Origin of the sequence: Vibrio sp. MM46 (assembly GCF_027587135.1) — a bacterium.
GTDB lineage: Bacteria > Pseudomonadota > Gammaproteobacteria > Enterobacterales > Vibrionaceae > Vibrio > Vibrio harveyi.
Window position 1 is genome coordinate 221,646 of the sequence record NZ_JAPPTO010000001.1, and the last position, 17,799, is coordinate 239,444.

The window sequence follows — 17,799 nt, forward strand, 5'->3', positions numbered from 1 at the left end:
TATCCTCATACGACTTAGCTATAATGCCGCCAACTTAGCACCTACAAGGGCAAAACCAGATGATTATCATGACCACCAATTTCGGTGATATCGAGATTGAACTGAACCTAGAACGAGCACCAGTTAGCTCAAAAAACTTCAAAAAATACTGTGAAGATGGCTTCTACAACGGCACCATTTTCCACCGCGTTATTGACGGCTTTATGATCCAAGGTGGCGGTCATACCGAAGACATGGCAGAAAAGCCAACACGCGCCCCTATCGCGAACGAAGCAAACCGTGGTCTAAAGAATCTTGTTGGCACTATCGCAATGGCGCGTACCGATGCTCCGCACTCTGCAACGGCACAGTTCTTCATTAACTTGGAAGACAATGATTTCCTAGACCACACCGCAACTACCAACCTAGGCTGGGGCTACGCCGTGTTTGGTAAAGTGACTGCGGGTATGGATGTCGTAAACCGCATCGCGAAAGTGAAAACGACCTCTAAGCTTGGTCACGATGATGTGCCATGCGATCCAATCATTATTGAGAAAGTGACAGTCAGCGAATAAGCCCATTCGCCTCTTGGTAGAAATCGTCGCTATAAAACGACAAAAGCGCCTAACGTCTTATGACCTAGGCGCTTTTTGTTTTTATGACACAGCCTATTAGTTTGGCTTGTGCCAGAGTTATTGATAGAAAAGCTCGGCTTTTGCTCCGACTAAATCAAGCTCAGAGCCTTGAAAATCAGCCAGATATTCAGCAACAAGGTTATACCCAACCCAATATCCCATGTATTTCGGCCAGCGGCTTTCATCGCTGCCAAGAAAGTAAGCGTCGAAGTTGTAATCTAAGCTGGTCAACTTGTCTTTCATCTCAGCATAGAAAGGGCGCCAATCTTGATCTTTGATTTGCTCAAACAAGCTCGGAGTGACGCCGCCATTCACCTTACGTTCGAAATGACAAGCTAACCCTTCCATAATAAGCACATCACCAAGCGCAACGCCATTCTCTCCCGCTCGCATACGAAACAGGTGATGCAACTCATGCGCTAACACCGCAGCCAGTTCTTTCTCAATAACGTTTTTAATATCAGCACGTTGAGTATCAAGCAGAATCTCTACACGATAGGCACTTAAGCAATAGCCACCAATGCCCGTCTGCGGTACGTCATTGCGATTAAACGGGCTAACAGTCAGGTCGACGTTACTTAAATCGTTGTTACTTAAATCTTTGTTACTTAAATCAAAGTAACTAGAAAGTTGTGAGCTCAGATCATCAAGTTTCTGATGTAAATACTCAGCGAGTGGAGACAACTCTCCCGTCGCATTTAACAGGGTTACGCGATAACTCATTTATCTTCCTTGATAATTGGGGTTAGGAGCAGCGAGTTTACAGTGTAAAGAGTGAGCAGTTCTAGCGATTACATCCCTTTGAACAAACTTTGATATGCACGGCTCACGGGAAGCTTGTTTTCCCCAACGTGAACAAACATTCTGCCTGCAAAGTCTTTGTTTACTTTGCTAATTTTGCACACTTGCACCACGCTTGAACGGTGCACTTGCCAGAACTGTTCTGGGTTAAGCTGCCCTATCAACTCTTTCAACGATGTACGAATCAAATACTCCTGCACTTTGCCTTGTCCTTGTTGGGCATACACAGAAACGTATTTTTCTTCCGCTTTGAAATACAACACATCAGACGTGGCGATCAGATGAATATCTTCCCCTTGCGTCGCTTTGATCCACTGAAGATATTGCGGCGTTTGTGGCGCGGATAATTGCTGCAACTGTTCTAACAGACTGCTCATCTGCACATTACTGCTTTCTTGCTCTCGCTTAGCAAGGCGTGCTTTCACTCTTTCACACGTCGTCAGGAGGCGCTCATCCGAGATAGGCTTGAGCAAATAATCGGCGGCATTTTGCTCAAAAGCTTTGATGGCGTAATCATCGTACGCGGTGACAAACACAATCAAAGGTGGATTGGCGAGTTGATTGAGTTTTTGCGCTAATGTCATACCATCCAAAACTGGCATACGAATATCAAGAAACGCAATGTCAGGTTGGCTTTGCTCAATGGCTTGCAACGCTTGTTCACCATCGGCGACTTTAGCTATTACCTCTAGCTCTGACCACACTTCAGCTAGGCTTTTATCAAGATGACGCCTCAATAGCGGTTCATCATCAGCAATAATGGCAGTAAACCCTGTATTCATTCCTTTCTTCCTTGATTACGATTCCATTGGCCAGCGCAAGCGAACACAAACGCCACCCTGAGCAGACTCACTGATAGAAACCTCCCCTTGCCCTGCGAACAAAGCTTCAACTCGCTGCTTGAGATTACTTAAACCGACGCCAGAGCCCATGTGCCCACTCACGTGATTTAAGCCAACACCTGAGTCTCTGACTTCAATCTTCAAGTTCTGCTGTTCGCGCTTAATGAGCAAACTCACTTCGCCACCTTCACGCTTTGGCTCAATACCATGGATGATGGCGTTTTCTATTAAGGGTTGTAGCATCATCGGCGGTAATTCGGTTCTGCCTAACCCCTCTTCCACCTCAATCTTGTAACTGAGTCGATCACCCAAACGAGTTTGTTGAATACCTAAGTAAGCCTCAATTAACGCCGTTTCATTGTCTATGGTGGTGTGCTCTTCGCGTGAGCTTTTAAGCGTTGCACGCAGCAGCGCGGTTAACTGTTCTAGCATCAGCTTGGCTTTATCGACATCTTGTGACATGAGCGCACTGATATTTGCCAAGGTATTGAATAAAAAATGCGGTTCAATCTGGCTTTGCATCTGCTTAAGCTGACTCAGCAACAGCGCACGATCTTGCTCTGCTTTCTCGCGTTTGATGGCTTCCAACTCTCGCTGAGCGATCGCATGTTGCTCGCGTGAATAGAAATAGAAAAAGCACATGGCACTGAATAACAACCCCATGAGACCAACCGACAGCATACTTGAGATACCGAAGTATTCCCCAAGCCAAAGCTGGGCGTTCACCACACCAAACAATAGGCAAGCCGTCAGCGAAATAGCCACTTCCGCCAAACGAGGAATGGTAGGAAACAGGCGGTCGACAAGCCATGAGAAGAAAATAGCCGAATAGCCAAATCCAAAGCTAACCACCACATGAATGTAGAATGGACCGCCCCAAACCGAGAGCGTCATTGCTGCGATAAAGAGACAAAATGCCGTGGTCACTAATAAGCTACGCGGCCATCCACTTTTCACCACTGATTTTGCTGAACACATTTAGAATTTCCCTTTGATGTTAAATACAATCATATGCTTATCATTGATTTGTGCGTAAGCAGATTGGTCGTCTCCGGTTAAAAAGCGTGCGGCAACTTCCACTTCTACACTTTGATCGCCAGTATCAATCCATTGGTAGTTGAGCCACTGCGTGACAATCACACCACCATCTTGCGGCGACAACATCACATCCAACGTGGGGGTTACATCACTTAGCCAGCCCATATCCCCTTTGCCGTTCCATGCAGCCCATGCTTCCACATCCCAACTCCAGTGCAGCATTACGTTATGCTGAACGATATTGGCATGCTGAAACCCTTGGGCGTAGCTTGTCGCAAGTAGAGCGCTGCTAGCCAACAGAGAGTTGTTAGGATCAGGGATCTGAGAGAGTAATTCGCCACGCTCTATTGCTTGTTGCCATTCGCTTTTCGACCATGCACGACTGTCGTACCAATATTCAGCGATCACGTTGTGTCCAGCTTGGTTTGCCCAGTTCACCCCAACTAAAGCTTGGAATGCACTTCCCTGCTCCTCAGCTGAAACGGGTTGGTAAAGATCATCCTGCTGAAACTGATAGCCGACACTTTGCTTTTGCCACAGCATGGAACCGTGCATGGCGATGGATTCATCCCACACGGCAATGGCACTGGCTCCGAGTAAACCTCGGCGCACATCATCGTAATAACCAATAAGTTGATACTCGGTGTCACCCACCAGCGCATAACGACGAATACCAACACCTTGTTGCTCTGCGGCTTGATCAAGTGAACTTTGGTCTTGTTGCCCCCAGCTTGAATCGGTCGCAATGACGGTCCATTCGCCGGCCATATCGTAGTGTGAAAGTGAAAACACGCCCGCGCCCTCTTCTGCGACTAAGCCAACAGGGTTTTGTCGATACGGCTTAAACAGATCCAAAGGTCGGTAGCCATAACCCACGCCCCAATCCACGCGCAACTTACCTAAGCTCACATCAAGCGTAGTGTCACCGACTTGCCACTCCCCTAGCCAAGCCAGCTCTCTAATCAACAACTGGTTATCAGCTTCACTCCACCAATCACTCTCTCCTTGTTGATTGAGGTACAAACCTTGGCTGTACAGAGCAAACAAGCCACTGAAGTTTTGATAATTCACCTGCACATCCAAGAGTGCATTAAGTGAATCACGAGAACTGCTCTGCGCTTGTATAAATGCGCTGTCACGCTGCTTGGCCGTTTCGTAACTGACAGCCCAATCCCACTCAAAACTCAGTTCATCATTGGCACAAGCAGGGGCTGACGCGCCCACACACAATGACGCAGCAATCAACAGACTGGTGCTTTTGTTAAGGTTAGGCTGGTGCGATTTCATGTGACTTCCTTGCTCGTTTTCATGGTTCTATTTACGAAGCTCAGACTAAAGCTGAGTCGTGTTGGCTTTAGGCAGATAGCTTGGGTTGTAGAACTTGTTATCCAGTTGCCAAGGCACGATTTCTTGGTACTCGATAACGGTCTTTTTGCTCGGCTGAATGCTATCAAGCAAGGTCATCTCACTGACGTAGTCTTCGCCATTGTCGGTTGCGCGTCCGTATTGCGCTTGCTTGGCGAGTTTGCCAGAGCGCAAGTAGAGATCGGCTTTGATTGGAAACGCATCTTGCTCAGACAACCATAAATCGATCTTCTGATAGCTCGCCCCTTTGGTTTTCGCGGTTAAGGCAAGGTGATAAGCCGCGACACTCTCTCCGTTCACCGAGACGGTTTCTGTCGCTTTCCATTCACCTTGATAATCTTGGCTCCACGTCAGGGTTGAGATGTCGCCGATAGACGCTTCACCAAGCAGCTTTTGCATCGGCGTAATGCGAATCGGGCGGCGGCTCTTTGGCATTTGCAGCCAGTAGTTGTCGCCCATCATCAGCATCTTTTGCCCAGCTTCGACTGCTGATTTGAACACCACCAGCGATTCACGATTTGGACGTGTATACACGTGGTAAAGGCGGGTTTTATCTAACTCTTGGTCTTGATATAAGCGCACCAGTGACACCACTTTGGAGGAGTCATCGTGCAAGCGGTAACTGTCCGCTTTTGCAATCAATTGCGCGACTTGCTGTGCATCTAGCGGTGTTTCATTCGCACTGGCATTCATGCTTGCAACGCCAATTACCATCAGCAATGCAATTGGTAATAGTGATTTGAAATTAAACATAAATCAGAGCCTCCGTAATTGGCTTGTTCACCCCTTTGCGCGCCGAGAAAAACGCCGCAACTAAACAAATCATCAATACTGCGAATCCTGCGACAGCTACCAGCTCCCAAGAGAAGTAAATCGTCAATGGGTAACCTTCTGTGCGTCCTGGCGGTGGCGGCATTTGTACATCCACGACCATCAGTAAAATGGTGACTAGTGCCGTAAACAAAGCGCCGATGAAGCTGCCAATCACCGCAAGTAACCCTGCTTCGCGCAAGAACCCAGCGATGATTTCGCTAGGGTAGCTACCAAGAGCCGACAAGGTGCCGATTTCACGGGTGCGCTCAGTGACCGACATGGTCATGGTGTTGAACAGCGCAACAAAGACCACTAGCGCCATCACTGCCCCCATGATGCCGAAGATACGGTCGTACAAATCTTTCACTTTGAGATAAAAGAACGCACGTTCTTGCCAAGGCGTAATTTCAATATCTTGATCACCAAAGTTCTGTTTTTGCTTACTCAGAACCGAAGCAACTTGTTGCTCGACTTGGTTAGTTAAACTGGTATCGAACAGAAAGACAGATAACGCGCTGACTTTGTCTGAACCGAGCAGCGATTGCGCGCTGTTGATGTGCACGTACAACTGGCGTTTATCAAGCTCAGGTACGCCGGTTGAGTAGATGCCACGTACTTTGAAGTCATACGCATTCAATGCGCCATCGGTAGTGGTCGCCAGCAAGGTAATCCAATCGCCAACGTGCACGCTTAGGTTGTTCGCCAAATCAACGCCGAGCATCACTTCTGGCTCTGCTGGGTCATAACGCGATGCATGAATGTTCGAAAGTGTTTGCCCTTCACGCACGTCCAAAAACGGTCCTTTCATATCGAATTCGCGTTCGTTAACACCAATGCCGATAAAGATCGATGACTTGTTGCCGTTGGAAATCAAACCGCTGAACTCAACTCGTGGTTGCACGCCTCGCACTTCGTTTAAGCCAATCAATTGCTTGGTGATGTCGTCGGCGTGAGTTAACCCGTTACTCAGCGGCATCTCTTCTTCTTTGGCGAAGTAACCCGGAGTGGTTAACGTCAGATGCCCCGTGTCACGCGCTGTCGATTCTTTCAAACTGTCATAGGTGTACAGACCAAAACCGCCCGCACTGGTTAACGCAAACACGGCAATAGCGATGATCAGCATCGACAACAAACTGCGACGACGATTACGTTGCAGGTTCAACCAAGCAAGGCGAACCGAAACAGGAATTAGCTTGCCCATGAAACCTCCTCCACACTTGCGTGCGTTTGGGTAATCTTGCCATCCACCAATTCAATGGTGCGATCACAGCGGGATGCCATACGAGGGTCGTGTGTAGCGACAATAAAAGTGGTTCCAAGCTCGTGTCCAAGTCCTTTCATAATGTCGATGACCTTGTTGGCAGTTTGGCTATCAAGACTTGCGGTTGGCTCATCAGCAATCACCAATGCTGGTTTGTGCACTAAGGCGCGCGCAATTGCCACGCGTTGTTGCTGACCGCCTGATAGGTTATCGGGCATGTGATGAATAAACTCGCCCAAGCCAACGTGTTCTAGCATTTGTGTGGCGAGCTCGGTTTGTTCAGCTTTTGAAAAGCCGTTGAGGTGTAACGGATACGCCACGTTCTCTAACGCTGTCATCACGGGGACAAGATTGAATTTTTGGAACACAAAACCAAGCTTTTCACGACGCATTTTCGCCGCCTGCATTTGCCCGGTTGGGTATGGGCTGCCTGCAAACGTCACCTGACCTTGGTATTGAGTATCCAGCATACCAAGCACGTTAAGTAAGGTGCTTTTGCCTGAGCCAGACGGTCCACACAGAGCCACCATTTCGCCGGCAAACACTTCACCAGACACGTCTCGCAATGCACGTACGGTTTGGCTGCCAAGGGCGTAATCGCGACTAAGTTGATTAAAAACGATCATGACGCCTCCCTAATATTTCGCTAGCAGCGCTTTCGCGGTTTGCGTTTCTAAATTGCTGTCACCCAACTGCTCCATTTGCGCTAACCATGTTTTGGCTTGTTGAACGTCTTCAGCACGCAGTGCCGCTTCAATGGCGTAGCGATAAATCCAAGATGTTGCGGCGAAAGGTTGCTGACTAAAACTCGGTTCATCGAGCAGAGAAAGGTACAGCTCGTAGCCGCGCTCAAAGTGATTGAACATATCTGGCAGAGAGGTAAAGGTAGTGGCTGCCATGGCGGTGGCCAGTTGGTATTCAGGTAAGCCTTGTAAGCGTTGTTGCTCTTGCAGTGGTACTGGCTGATTCGCCATTAGGTCCAAACCTTTTTGGATTGTGGCAAGACCGCGCTCGGTGAACTTCATCTTGTTCCAAGGCATAAACGCCTCACGACCTTGCAACGTCTCCGCACTGCCTAAGTAAACCAAGGTCACCGGCGTTGCGCCCTGCTCTTCGAGTTGTTTGGATAATTCGCCGTAAACGGTATCAACTAAGCCAGAGTCACCCTGCGCAGCTTGGTTGAATTGACTGAGTGTGCGCTCGCTTGGATTAGCCAGAGCCAGATTGCTGCTAAGTGCAAATGCGGCGATAAACGTACTTGCCAGTTTAAGAGCTTTGATTGAGCGAGATTGAGAAACCATCATGTACTGTCCTTAGTTGAACGTGATTTGATGGTTTCAGATTAAGAGAGAAGATCGCACGCTGCTTTTGCATGCGACCAATGGCAGTTATATGGAGTGAATGGTATTGAGAGAGGATGAATGGTTTCGCTCCTCTGAAGCCTGCAAAATCGCTTCGACCATTAAGGTCAGCGCTTTAGGCTGATAGTTACGCTGACGATAAACCAAATAGGCTTCGCGATCCCCGCGGCTGTAGGATGTTGCGACGCGCACGAGATTCAATTCAGGCTTAACGTGGCGTAATGGGATCGACGCAATTCCCAAACCGTTTTCCACCGCTTTGATCACCGCGGTGATGTCATTGACCACTAAACGCGGCTTGCAGTTGAGCATGTCCACCAACTTGTCTTGCTGATAGATAGGCACTTGTGTGGTGTGTGTGCTGGCTACCCAGTCTTGCTTGGCTAAATCTTGTAAGGTTTCAATATTGCCGCCCGCTTGCGCTAGATATTCAGGGCTAACAAAGAAAGCGTGCTCTACTTTAAACAATGGGCGCGCGATCATGTCGTCCAAACCATCCAAATCGAACGTCACCACCAGATCGCGGTCGGTTTCTGGAATCGAATTCACTTGGCTAAGCAGCAGATCAATGGTCACTTTTGGGTAGGTTTTGATGTAGTCCTCAACCACCTTATCGACCAAGTCATTGTAGAAGCGGCTTGGCATCACCAGTCGGATTCGCCCTTCGACTTGTTGGCTTTGTTGGTTGAGCTGCAAGATACCGGATTCAATCTGCGCCATCGCACTGCTGAGCTGATCAAACGCCTGTAAGCCTGTCTCGGTTGCCACCAACTCACGCCCTTTCTTCTCCAGCAATCTCAATCCTAGACGCGCTTCCAGCGCCGATAAACGACGAGACATAGTAGAGACCGGCAGTTCGAGCTTTTTCGCCGCCGCGAGCAGAGAGCCTTGCTCAACCACTGAGCAAAACAGGTACAGATCATCAACGTTTCCAAATATGGAATTCATACTTCTTCCATTGGTTATTTTTTCCAATTTTAGATGAGTATAACCTAGCCTCCGTAGAAAAGAGACCCGAATATGCCGTGAACGCGGCGCGTAATAACGAATGAATACTAGGTACAGACGTGAAAGAAAATTTTTATAAATACGCGATATACACTGTTTTTTCAGCGGCAGCTTTGTTCTCCGCTTTTTTAGTCACCTCAGACAATGTTTCCCCTTTCACCACCCAAGCGACACTGCATCGTAATGTCGCAACCATTGCGCCGGAGGTATCTGGTGTGATTACGGATGTGATGGTGAATAACGGTGAATTGGTTGAAAAAGGTCAGCCACTGTTTGCTATCGATGCCAGCAGCTACCAATTGAAAGTGGCACAAGCCAAAGCCGAACTGCGCCAAGCACGTGAATCAGATTCCGCGAAATGGCAACAATTGGCAGCAGCGAAACAAACCCAAAGCCAACGCGAGTTCGAATACCACAACGCGAAGCAAAAACTGACGCGTAACCAAAAACTGCGCAACAAAGGGCTGGCAACAGAGCAAGAACTTGATGACGCGATCACCAATACACAAGTCGCCAGCAGCGCGGTTGAAGCAGCGAACGCAGAAGTGAAACGCATTGAGGCAGAGCTTTCTACTCAAGACCGCACAGCGGCTATTGAATTGGCAGAAGCAAAACTTGCCAGTGCGGAGCTGGATTTAAGCCACACCCAAATCGTGGCGCAAACTGAAGGCGTGGTAACGAACTTGCAACTGCAATCAGGCAGCTACATCACACAAGGCACAGCTTCGTTGCTGCTGGTGGACGAAGCTCATGCGTGGATCAGTGCGGACTTCAACGAAAAAGGCATTGATAAGCTAACTAATGGTCGCGAAGTGTTGGTGTCCTTCGATGCGCTACCGGGCAAAGTATTTACTGGTGAAGTCAGCAGCCAAGAGCGTGCGATTTACGATACCAACAATGCTAATGGGCAGCTTTCTAGCGTGACCAATGATACTCGTTGGATCCGTGAGCAACAGAAAGTACGTACCCGCATTACGGTGAACGAGCTGGATCCGTCGATGATTTCTGGTTCACGAGCAAGTGTGATCGTTGAAAGCGGCAATCCTATTATGGATGTCATTGGCTCGGCTTGGATTCACTTGGTGGCGATGTTCCGCTACATCTACTAAGAGGTGAACCATGTGGACCTTCGAAAGCCTGTTTCAAAATCGCTCTGAGCGCAATGAAGCACTGCGTGTCGCCCTTACTGTGACAATTTGTATGGTGCTAGGCAAACTGCTGAACCTTGATTCTCCAGTTTATCTGGCGCTGTACCCAACCATCATCATGACCAAGAACAAAGACTATTCTTGGCTTGGTCTGCTTCGCACCTTGCTACCTACGTTATTAGCAGCAAGTGCAGCATTAGTGGTAACTGAAGTGTTTTCGCAGCATCCGTTTGTGGTGTGGACCATTAGCTTGTTCTTCTTCGACTTTATGCGCCGCAGAGCGACCACACCGCCGAAGAAAGGTCAGATGCTAATGCCAACCTTCAACTGGATTCTGATTGTGGTGTTTGCTCAGCATACCACCATGGACATGCCAATGCGCATTCATGAAATCTTGCTGTCGATGCTGATTACCATGGTCGTCGCGAAAACCATGGTGACTCTGTTTCCTGTTGAACGTGGCGGCAAGCCTCCAGTATTTGAAGAAGAGCCTGTTACGTTTGAGAACCGAGCGATTTCACTCTCGTTGATTGGTCTTGGTGTGGCGTTCTTGATGATTGTCGACATCATCTCAGCAACGTTTTGTTTGGTGCCTGTGATTGCCGCCGCAACACAAACCACACACAAAAGCTTTATCGACGTGGTTGACCGTCGTTTTCAAACTCAGGTGGGCGGCTGTGCATTAGCTGTAGTGTTCACCTTACTGATGGCTGGGCATCAGTCCACGTTCGGTTACTACACCATCGTATTGGGTCTGCTTGCCTTTATGATTACCGCATCAATGGCAAAAGCAAAAGGTCCAGCCAAAGATGTCCATGCCGATGCGTTATTGGCGACCATGTTGCCGATTCAACTCTACATGACCAGTAACGAGTTAGGCTTGGAGAGCACCTTCCTTCGAGCCTGGGAGCTTACCGTGACTTTGTTTGTGCTTTGGGCGTTATACCATTTCACGCACAAAACAGAAAAAGCTCAAGCCTAAGCGTGCCATCGCCTTAAGTGCTCAATACTTAAGGCGAATCTGCTCATTTCATTGCGCTGTCTGTACCAATTTCCATTTCAACCTTATAAAAAGTGTGGCGCAAAACCTCAGCCTGGTGTATTTATCCTTCCCACGACTTTCCAAGTCAGCTTACCCATAACAGGCGGCGTCGCACACTCCTCTCTTGCACACCTTTGCGTGGTGTCTGTTATTTCCAAATTGGATTCTTAGCATCGGAATAGTTTGAGCTCGCAGAGTTCTGGTTGTTTTCGCCCCGCGTTGGGGCGTTTTTAGGTTGTAGAAGATGAACAAGCGTTTCTTCCCTAGGATTGATTTGCCATTGCTGATGGCGATCATTCCGATCATGCTACTGAGTTCACTCACTCTCTGGAGTGCCAGTGGATTTAATGAAGCTATGCTATTTAAGCACCTCGCTCGATGCGGTTTGACGCTGGTGTGTATTTTGGTCATGTCGTCGATTCCTGCGTCCAGTTATCAGCGTTCAGCGCCTTATTTGTATCTGGTTGCGGTTTCGCTCTTGGCTGCCGTTGCACTGTTTGGTGATAGCACCAATGGCTCACAGCGCTGGCTTGATATTGGCCTCTTCCGCTTTCAACCCTCTGAGCTGATCAAGCTCTCCATTCCCATTATGATCGCGTGGATGCTGCATCTAGAAGGTGGGCGACCAGACATTCGCAAAATTGCTTTCTGTTTGCTGATCACCTTTGTGCCTGCGGGCTTGATTGCCTTACAACCAGACTTGGACGGCGCTATCTTCACCGTGATTTACGCGTTGTTTGTACTGTTCTTTGCAGGCATGAGCTGGAAGATCATTGGCGGCTTTTTGGTGAGCATTCTAACGCTGGCACCAATACTTTGGTTCTTTGTGATGGAAGCGTATCAAAAGAGCCGTGTAACGCAGTTCTTGCATCCAGAGTCGGATCCACTGGGTTCAGGCTACCAAATCATCCAATCATTGATTGCGATTGGTTCTGGCGGCATGAAAGGTAAAGGCTGGATGAATGCTACTCAAGGTACGTTAGGGTTTATTCCAGAGAGCCATACCGACTTCATCTTTTCGACCTACGCAGAAGAATGGGGATTTATTGGTTGTGTGGTGTTGTTAGCGTTGTATTTATTCATTACGGCGCGTGTGATGTTGCTAGCGTGCCAATCTGAGCATTTCTTCAGTCGCTTAGTAAGCGGCGCATTAGCAATGAGCTTCTTCCTCTATGCCTTCATCAACACCGGCATGGTAAGTGGCTTGTTACCAGTAATGGGCAGTCCACTGCCATTCTTTAGCTACGGTGGTACGGCGATGCTGACTCAAGGCATCTGTTTTGGCGTGATCATGTCGCTGTGTTATTCCAAGTACCGAAACACTTAAACGCTAGTCACGATAGAAAAGACAAACAACACGATCAAAAAAGGCTTCCCGAGGGAAGCCTTTTTTACAACTAGAGAACCGAATTACAGTTCGCCGTTGTGGTATACCTGTTGAACGTCGTCACAGTCATCTAGAAGGTCTAGGAACTTCTGGAATTTCTCTGCGTCTTCGCCTGTTACTGGCGTGTTCGTTTGCGGTACGAATGTGATTTCTTCAACGTCGATTGTTAGATCTGGGAATGCACCGTTAAGCGCAGTTTTTGTTTTGAAGAACTCTGTGTGAGGTGCGAATACAGTGATAACACCATCTTCTAGCTCAACGTCAGTAACGTCCACATCTTCCATCATCAGCGTTTCTAGGATGATTTCATCATCTTCGCCTTTGAACTGGAATACAGCTTGGTGATCGAACATGTGAGAAACAGAACCTTCAACACCAATTTTCGCACCCACTTTAACAAAGCATTGGCGAACGTCTTGGAATGTACGGTTACCGTTGTCTGTTAGACAGTCTACGATCACGCTTGTGCCGCCAGGACCAAAGCCTTCGTAACGTGCTGGAGTGTAGTCTTCACCACCGCCGCCGTTCGCTTTGTCGATCGCTTTATCGATAACGTGTGCAGGAACTTGGTCTTTTTTCGCTTTTGCGATCAGGTGCTTCAGAGACAAGTTCATGTCTGGATCACCACCACCGTTTTTCGCGCACATGTAAATTTCTTTACCGTATTTGGAATAAACTTTAATTTTTGCGCCTGCAGTTTTCGCCATAGAGGCTTTGCGCACTTCAAAACTTCTTCCCATCGGGATGTCTCTCTAAATTCAAATTTAATGCGAAGGATTTTAGCAAAGAGTGAACAGTTTTACCTTTCACCTTGCAAAGGAATGGGGAGGAAACCTCATTCGCCGCTGTGGTTTACACCAGAGCCACGGTTCGCTTTATGCGACACCCATTACTCGTTTGTACTTATCGACCGCCTGTTGAAAAAACACTTTCTCGTCAGCGTCGTTAATCTTAGACAGCTGTTCGTCTATTACCTCAGGACCAGATTTCGCTTCTTTAAGCTTCCAAACCAAAAACGACGCTTGTTTATCAAGCTCGACTTTGTTTTTCTCGTCAGGCGGCAACAGGGATAGATTGAACGACATTCACAGCCTCAAGGTACTTTAATAAATACTAGCCGCGCACTATAGCACACAGATTTGACTTTTAAGAAGTGAAACGCACTTTACTTGATCAATTTCAAGTTGCTTGTTTTGGATTCGATCGCGTTTGCAAGGAGTCTGGTAGATATCGCTCAAAGATTTGCTGTAACCGTTCTTTCGTCACCGGCTTAGCAACAAACTCATTCATGCCAACATCAAAACAGCGCTTTTGATCTTCCTTGATGACATTCGCACTCAAAGCAATGATCGGCACTTGCTGTCCCCACTCGTCCATCTTGCGAATGTTTTCAGTGGCAATAAATCCATCCATCACTGGCATTTGACAGTCCATCAATATCAAATCGAATTTATGCGCTTGGCATTGCTGGAGCGCTTCTTCACCATGTTCGGCAACATTCACCTGCATTCCGAGTTTTTCTAGCATCATGCGTACCACTTTCTGGTTCACTGCCGTGTCTTCCACCACCAGAATCCAAGGTTTCCCCTCGTCTTCGGCTGAGTTAATACACTCAGAAGTGATGGCATTACTCTCACCATTCGGAAAATCGAACACATTTGGTATCTGAGGAGAAATAGCCTTTTCACTGACGATATTGAGTGGAATAGTAAATTCAAAACAACTGCCTAGACCGGGTTCACTGGTCAGACGGATTTCTCCGCCCATCACTTCGACCAAACTACTGCAAATCGCTAAACCCAAACCAGTACCGCCGTACTTACGAGTGGTACTGCCATCAGCTTGCTGAAACTTCTCAAACACCGCTTGTTGGTTCTCTTTGGCAATCCCAATACCCGAGTCCACAACACGAAAATGCACGCTGGCAACACCCTTTTCTCGGCTAACCTGCGACACCATTAACTTAACATGCCCGCGCTCTGTGAACTTCACCGCGTTACTGAGCAGATTGCTTAGCACTTGTTTGAGTCTGCCAACATCCCCTTCGACTTCTAAAGGTAACTGAGGGTCGATATCACAAACCAGTTGAAGACCTTTTTGTTGAGCTTTGACAGTATGAAGACGCCCGACCTCGTGAAGTAAATCGAGTAGATTGTAGGTCGTGGTTTCTAACTCAATCTTACCCGCTTCAATTTTGGAAAAGTCGAGGATGTCGTCGATGATGACCATCAAAGAGTTGGAAGAGCTGTTAATGATAGAAACGAAATCTTTTTGTTGATCATCGAGTTTGGTATCTCCGAGCAACGAAGCGATACCGATAATCCCGTTCATTGGCGTACGAATTTCATGGCTCATGGTGGCAAGAAACTCGCTTTTCTTACGGTTTGCCACTTCAGCTTTGTCACGCGCCTCTTCGATTTCAGCTTGGTGTTCTTTCACACGCTCAACACTTCGGTTGTATTTGCGTTCCAACAAACTCACTTCATCAAAGAACCAACGTTTTGGCAATGTCACTTTACTAGGTACATGACCGCCACTAAAATCGCTCACCGCACCGGAGAGCAACTCTAGTGGTTTCACCATCAAACGAAATGCCACCCATAAAACACCAATGATGAGTAAGAAGATCTTGATCGCTTCCGCGATCACGAGAAAAAAGAAGGTTTGCCATAACCCTTGATAGATCGGGCTAAGATCTGATTGCACCGTCACTTCGGCAAGATCATAAATTTTCGTCCCCATTTCGTATTTCAACGGCCATTGACGCTCGATCCGATCTTCCGTTAATGCGCTACCTAGTTCGAAGATCACTTCATCTGGGGTGGCAATTCTTAGATAGTCCACAGAGGGTAGGCGCATTGCGCCTTCAGCCTGAGTGCGTAACAGTTCTCTATCTTCAACCCACAAACTGGCAGAGAAACTGGACAGGTAGCTGGTTTTTACCTGTTCAAGTTCTACATCTAGGCGAGCGAGATCATCGTTGAAATCACGATAAAGGCTGATCGAAGAGATGATCACGGTAAAGATTAAACTCAACGCAAAAATCGCCAGCATCAATTGATTTCCGATACTAAATCGGCGTTGAGCTCGCTCTTTTATCTCCATATGAAATCGCTCCCTTAAACTTGCGCTACTATAAATATAGTCACGTCACGACAATAATCGAGGTTAGGATGAAAGGACTCTTACGTACATTAGGCTTTAGTTTTATGGCCTTAAGCTCATACTCTATGGCAAGCGAAGTGAATTATTACGTAATTGCTGAGCAAGCCCGCCCATTTCAAATAGAGCAGCAAGGAGAGCAACACTCTGGAATTGTGACTGATATCGTCAGTGCCATCTTTGCGGAATCCGATTACGAAGTGAAATACCACACCTACCCATTCAAGCGCATGATTTCGGTACTCGAAGCGGGCGGCGAGGAAAACTGGGTCACTTATGGCAGCCCGAATTGGGGGAAAGTGCAATCGGAAAACCTCTCTGAACAGCCTATTTACACTGTAAAACACGTACTCGTGTCCAGCAGCAAAGCGCCATTCAAATTTAGCGATATGCAGCATATGCAAGGTCGTTCTATCGTGCTGCTGCTAGGCTTCGATTATCCTAACCTTAGCCCATTCTTTGAAAACGGCACCGTCAATGAAATGCGCGTCAAAGACTACGACGCTGCTTATCGCGTTCTACAACGTACTCCTGGTGATACCGCCTTCGTCGAAATGGAATCGCGCGTGGTATACAACATCAAACGCCTAGAGTTGCCAATGGGAGACTTCCAGATCCAATCTTTCAGTTCAATCATCCCTGACTACTCCATCTATTTGGCTTTCTCTCCAGAGATGAATCCAAAAGTACAGAGCTTCATCAATAAACGCTTAGCGGAGCTTAAAAATTCAGGAAAAATCGACGACATCATCAAAAAATACATCTAGTCACCCACGCCTTAGCAATCATAAAAAACCGCCAGCTTGGATAAGCTGGCGGTTTTATTTTTATTTCATCTCTGCAACTAATCTTGTTCGAGCGCTTAATCTTGTTCAACAAATTTGGGATCGAACATGTGACCGAGCTTATTGGCTTTGGTTTGCAGATAATGTTGGTTATGCGGGTTATTGCCCTCTTGCAGTGGCACTCTTTCTATCACGTTGATGTTCACCTTCTTCAGCGCTGCAAGCTTACGTGGATTGTTGGTCATCAAACGTACTTCATCGATTCCAAGATGCTCCAGCATCCCTTTGCAAAACGCGTAGTCACGCATATCTGCGGCAAAGCCAAGACGTTCATTGGCTTCGACCGTGTCTGCGCCTTCGTCTTGCAAGTGATACGCACGAATCTTGTTGATTAAGCCAATCCCCCTGCCCTCTTGGCGCAGATAAAGCAACACACCGCAGCCTTCTTCGACAATGTTTTGCAATGCACGGTTAAGCTGGAAGCCGCAATCACAACGCGTACTGAACAGCGCATCACCAGTTAAGCACTCTGAATGCAGGCGAATCAGCGGCGCTTTAGTGTTTGCAGGGTCGCCATACACCAAGGCGAGATGTTCTTTTCCTGTCGCGTTCTCGATAAAACCATGCATGATAAACGTGCCCCATTGAGTTGGCAGTTTGGCTTTATCGACAAAGCGAACCAGACTATATGGCTCTACATGTTTTAGTTCAGCACGTACGTTCATCAGAATCTCCCCTAAATGGTTTTCACCAGAGCCATCACCGCCATCGCCCCAGAAGGCATCTTTATGCGAATGTTCGGTAAGACAGGCGTTTCCTGTCTGCATCAACTGTTTGGCAAGCTGAGGGTTTTGCAAAAACTTCTCACGGACGATAAACGCCATCACAGAAAGTTTGTCGTTATCCCAATCTTCTCGGACTAGGTGCTGATACTTACGGCTTAAAGCAAAGGCTTCGTCGGGGCTTTTCGCTAAGAGGATTTTGTTTTGCAGTTTGAGGTCACTGAATTTTTGAGCTTGATAATAATGTTCGCTGGTGGGCCAAGATTGGGTGGAAACTTTGATTGGAGCTTGGCAAAAGTTGGAGAGAAAACCGTGGGATTCATCGGGCTCATAGAAAAGGATCTGATCAACCATAATCGTACTCCTGACGTTGCTGTTTAATAGTCAACA

The 17,799-nt window shown here is 47.5% G+C and carries 18 protein-coding genes; 5 read left to right on the forward strand and 13 right to left on the reverse strand.

Annotation, left to right across the window (positions count from 1 at the left end; translation table 11 throughout):
- Nucleotides 1–59: 59 nt before the first annotated feature.
- Nucleotides 60–554 (forward strand): peptidylprolyl isomerase, encoded by a 495-nt coding sequence (locus OH459_RS01005; RefSeq protein WP_005448882.1) that lies wholly within the window; start codon nt 60–62, stop codon nt 552–554.
- A 117-nt stretch (nt 555–671) separates the two neighbouring features.
- Here the strand turns inward: OH459_RS01005 and OH459_RS01010 are convergent, their stop codons facing one another.
- The 9 genes from OH459_RS01010 to OH459_RS01050 all read right to left on the reverse strand — a co-directional run bounded on the left by OH459_RS01010 (nt 672) and on the right by OH459_RS01050 (nt 9,043).
- Nucleotides 672–1,337 carry a DUF2268 domain-containing putative Zn-dependent protease gene (locus tag OH459_RS01010; RefSeq protein WP_269984667.1) on the reverse strand — a complete coding sequence of 222 codons (666 nt, stop codon included), beginning with the start codon at nt 1,335–1,337 and terminating at the stop codon, nt 672–674.
- A gap of 68 nt (nt 1,338–1,405) precedes the next feature.
- The gene (locus OH459_RS01015; RefSeq protein WP_269984668.1) at nt 1,406–2,197 is read right to left on the reverse strand and encodes a LytR/AlgR family response regulator transcription factor; all 792 of its coding nucleotides are present in this window, start codon (nt 2,195–2,197) and stop codon (nt 1,406–1,408) included.
- A gap of 15 nt (nt 2,198–2,212) precedes the next feature.
- A complete protein-coding gene (locus tag OH459_RS01020; protein ID WP_269984669.1) occupies nt 2,213–3,235 on the reverse strand; it encodes a sensor histidine kinase in 1,023 nt (340 codons plus the stop codon).
- Nucleotides 3,236–4,582, reverse strand: coding sequence for a hypothetical protein (locus OH459_RS01025; protein WP_269984670.1), 1,347 nt, complete (start codon nt 4,580–4,582; stop codon nt 3,236–3,238). It abuts the gene before it with no gap.
- A 45-nt stretch (nt 4,583–4,627) separates the two neighbouring features.
- Nucleotides 4,628–5,413: an outer membrane lipoprotein-sorting protein gene (locus OH459_RS01030; protein ID WP_269984671.1), complete on the reverse strand. Its 786-nt coding sequence runs from the start codon at nt 5,411–5,413 to the stop codon at nt 4,628–4,630.
- On the reverse strand, nt 5,406–6,674 hold the full coding sequence (locus OH459_RS01035) for an ABC transporter permease (protein ID WP_252045492.1): 1,269 nt from the start codon (nt 6,672–6,674) through the stop codon (nt 5,406–5,408). Before OH459_RS01035 ends, OH459_RS01030 begins: the two co-directional genes overlap by 8 nt.
- A complete protein-coding gene (locus OH459_RS01040) occupies nt 6,662–7,360 on the reverse strand; it encodes an ABC transporter ATP-binding protein (RefSeq protein WP_005374479.1) in 699 nt (232 codons plus the stop codon). Before OH459_RS01040 ends, OH459_RS01035 begins: the two co-directional genes overlap by 13 nt.
- 9 nt (nt 7,361–7,369) lie before the next feature.
- Nucleotides 7,370–8,038 carry a hypothetical protein gene (locus tag OH459_RS01045; RefSeq protein ID WP_017189795.1) on the reverse strand — a complete coding sequence of 223 codons (669 nt, stop codon included), beginning with the start codon at nt 8,036–8,038 and terminating at the stop codon, nt 7,370–7,372.
- Between the two features lie 84 nt (nt 8,039–8,122).
- Nucleotides 8,123–9,043 carry a LysR family transcriptional regulator gene (locus OH459_RS01050; protein WP_009699803.1) on the reverse strand — a complete coding sequence of 307 codons (921 nt, stop codon included), beginning with the start codon at nt 9,041–9,043 and terminating at the stop codon, nt 8,123–8,125.
- Between the two features lie 119 nt (nt 9,044–9,162).
- Here OH459_RS01050 and OH459_RS01055 point away from each other — a divergent pair, with 119 nt between their 5' ends.
- The 3 genes from OH459_RS01055 to rodA all read left to right on the forward strand — a co-directional run bounded on the left by OH459_RS01055 (nt 9,163) and on the right by rodA (nt 12,620).
- On the forward strand, nt 9,163–10,212 hold the full coding sequence (locus tag OH459_RS01055; protein ID WP_017818313.1) for an HlyD family secretion protein: 1,050 nt from the start codon (nt 9,163–9,165) through the stop codon (nt 10,210–10,212).
- A 10-nt stretch (nt 10,213–10,222) separates the two neighbouring features.
- A complete protein-coding gene (locus OH459_RS01060) occupies nt 10,223–11,233 on the forward strand; it encodes a DUF2955 domain-containing protein (protein ID WP_269984672.1) in 1,011 nt (336 codons plus the stop codon).
- Between the two features lie 304 nt (nt 11,234–11,537).
- The gene (gene rodA, locus OH459_RS01065) at nt 11,538–12,620 is read left to right on the forward strand and encodes a rod shape-determining protein RodA (RefSeq protein ID WP_269984673.1); all 1,083 of its coding nucleotides are present in this window, start codon (nt 11,538–11,540) and stop codon (nt 12,618–12,620) included.
- 83 nt (nt 12,621–12,703) lie between these two features.
- On the opposite strand, the gene OH459_RS01070 is transcribed toward rodA, so the two are convergent.
- The 3 genes from OH459_RS01070 to OH459_RS01080 form a co-directional block, all read right to left on the reverse strand.
- Nucleotides 12,704–13,420 carry a YebC/PmpR family DNA-binding transcriptional regulator gene (locus OH459_RS01070; RefSeq protein ID WP_017189799.1) on the reverse strand — a complete coding sequence of 239 codons (717 nt, stop codon included), beginning with the start codon at nt 13,418–13,420 and terminating at the stop codon, nt 12,704–12,706.
- Between the two features lie 135 nt (nt 13,421–13,555).
- On the reverse strand, nt 13,556–13,765 hold the full coding sequence (locus OH459_RS01075; protein WP_005448858.1) for a DUF3283 family protein: 210 nt from the start codon (nt 13,763–13,765) through the stop codon (nt 13,556–13,558).
- Nucleotides 13,766–13,859: 94 nt separating this feature from the next.
- Nucleotides 13,860–15,785, reverse strand: coding sequence for an ATP-binding protein (locus OH459_RS01080; RefSeq protein WP_269984676.1), 1,926 nt, complete (start codon nt 15,783–15,785; stop codon nt 13,860–13,862).
- Nucleotides 15,786–15,853: 68 nt separating this feature from the next.
- Between OH459_RS01080 and OH459_RS01085 the strand changes: the two genes are divergently transcribed.
- Entirely contained in the window at nt 15,854–16,609 is a 756-nt protein-coding gene (locus tag OH459_RS01085) for a substrate-binding periplasmic protein (RefSeq protein ID WP_017189801.1), read from the forward strand.
- Between the two features lie 95 nt (nt 16,610–16,704).
- On the opposite strand, the gene ribA is transcribed toward OH459_RS01085, so the two are convergent.
- Nucleotides 16,705–17,763: a GTP cyclohydrolase II gene (gene ribA, locus OH459_RS01090; RefSeq protein ID WP_080992757.1), complete on the reverse strand. Its 1,059-nt coding sequence runs from the start codon at nt 17,761–17,763 to the stop codon at nt 16,705–16,707.
- Between the last annotated feature and the right edge of the window lie 36 nt (nt 17,764–17,799).

Bases quoted from the DNA above. Each gene is read 5' to 3' on its own strand.
- OH459_RS01005 (WP_005448882.1), top strand. From the start codon at position 60: ATGATTATCATGACCACCAATTTCGGTGATATCGAGATTGAACTGAAC.
- OH459_RS01010 (WP_269984667.1), bottom strand. From the start codon at position 1,337: ATGAGTTATCGCGTAACCCTGTTAAATGCGACGGGAGAGTTGTCTCCA.
- OH459_RS01015 (WP_269984668.1), bottom strand. From the start codon at position 2,197: ATGAATACAGGGTTTACTGCCATTATTGCTGATGATGAACCGCTATTG.
- OH459_RS01020 (WP_269984669.1), bottom strand. From the start codon at position 3,235: ATGTGTTCAGCAAAATCAGTGGTGAAAAGTGGATGGCCGCGTAGCTTA.
- OH459_RS01025 (WP_269984670.1), bottom strand. From the start codon at position 4,582: ATGAAATCGCACCAGCCTAACCTTAACAAAAGCACCAGTCTGTTGATT.
- OH459_RS01030 (WP_269984671.1), bottom strand. From the start codon at position 5,413: ATGTTTAATTTCAAATCACTATTACCAATTGCATTGCTGATGGTAATT.
- OH459_RS01035 (WP_252045492.1), bottom strand. From the start codon at position 6,674: ATGGGCAAGCTAATTCCTGTTTCGGTTCGCCTTGCTTGGTTGAACCTG.
- OH459_RS01040 (WP_005374479.1), bottom strand. From the start codon at position 7,360: ATGATCGTTTTTAATCAACTTAGTCGCGATTACGCCCTTGGCAGCCAA.
- OH459_RS01045 (WP_017189795.1), bottom strand. From the start codon at position 8,038: ATGATGGTTTCTCAATCTCGCTCAATCAAAGCTCTTAAACTGGCAAGT.
- OH459_RS01050 (WP_009699803.1), bottom strand. From the start codon at position 9,043: ATGAATTCCATATTTGGAAACGTTGATGATCTGTACCTGTTTTGCTCA.
- OH459_RS01060 (WP_269984672.1), top strand. From the start codon at position 10,223: ATGTGGACCTTCGAAAGCCTGTTTCAAAATCGCTCTGAGCGCAATGAA.
- rodA (WP_269984673.1), top strand. From the start codon at position 11,538: ATGAACAAGCGTTTCTTCCCTAGGATTGATTTGCCATTGCTGATGGCG.
- OH459_RS01070 (WP_017189799.1), bottom strand. From the start codon at position 13,420: ATGGGAAGAAGTTTTGAAGTGCGCAAAGCCTCTATGGCGAAAACTGCA.
- OH459_RS01075 (WP_005448858.1), bottom strand. From the start codon at position 13,765: ATGTCGTTCAATCTATCCCTGTTGCCGCCTGACGAGAAAAACAAAGTC.
- OH459_RS01080 (WP_269984676.1), bottom strand. From the start codon at position 15,785: ATGGAGATAAAAGAGCGAGCTCAACGCCGATTTAGTATCGGAAATCAA.
- OH459_RS01085 (WP_017189801.1), top strand. From the start codon at position 15,854: ATGAAAGGACTCTTACGTACATTAGGCTTTAGTTTTATGGCCTTAAGC.
- ribA (WP_080992757.1), bottom strand. From the start codon at position 17,763: ATGGTTGATCAGATCCTTTTCTATGAGCCCGATGAATCCCACGGTTTT.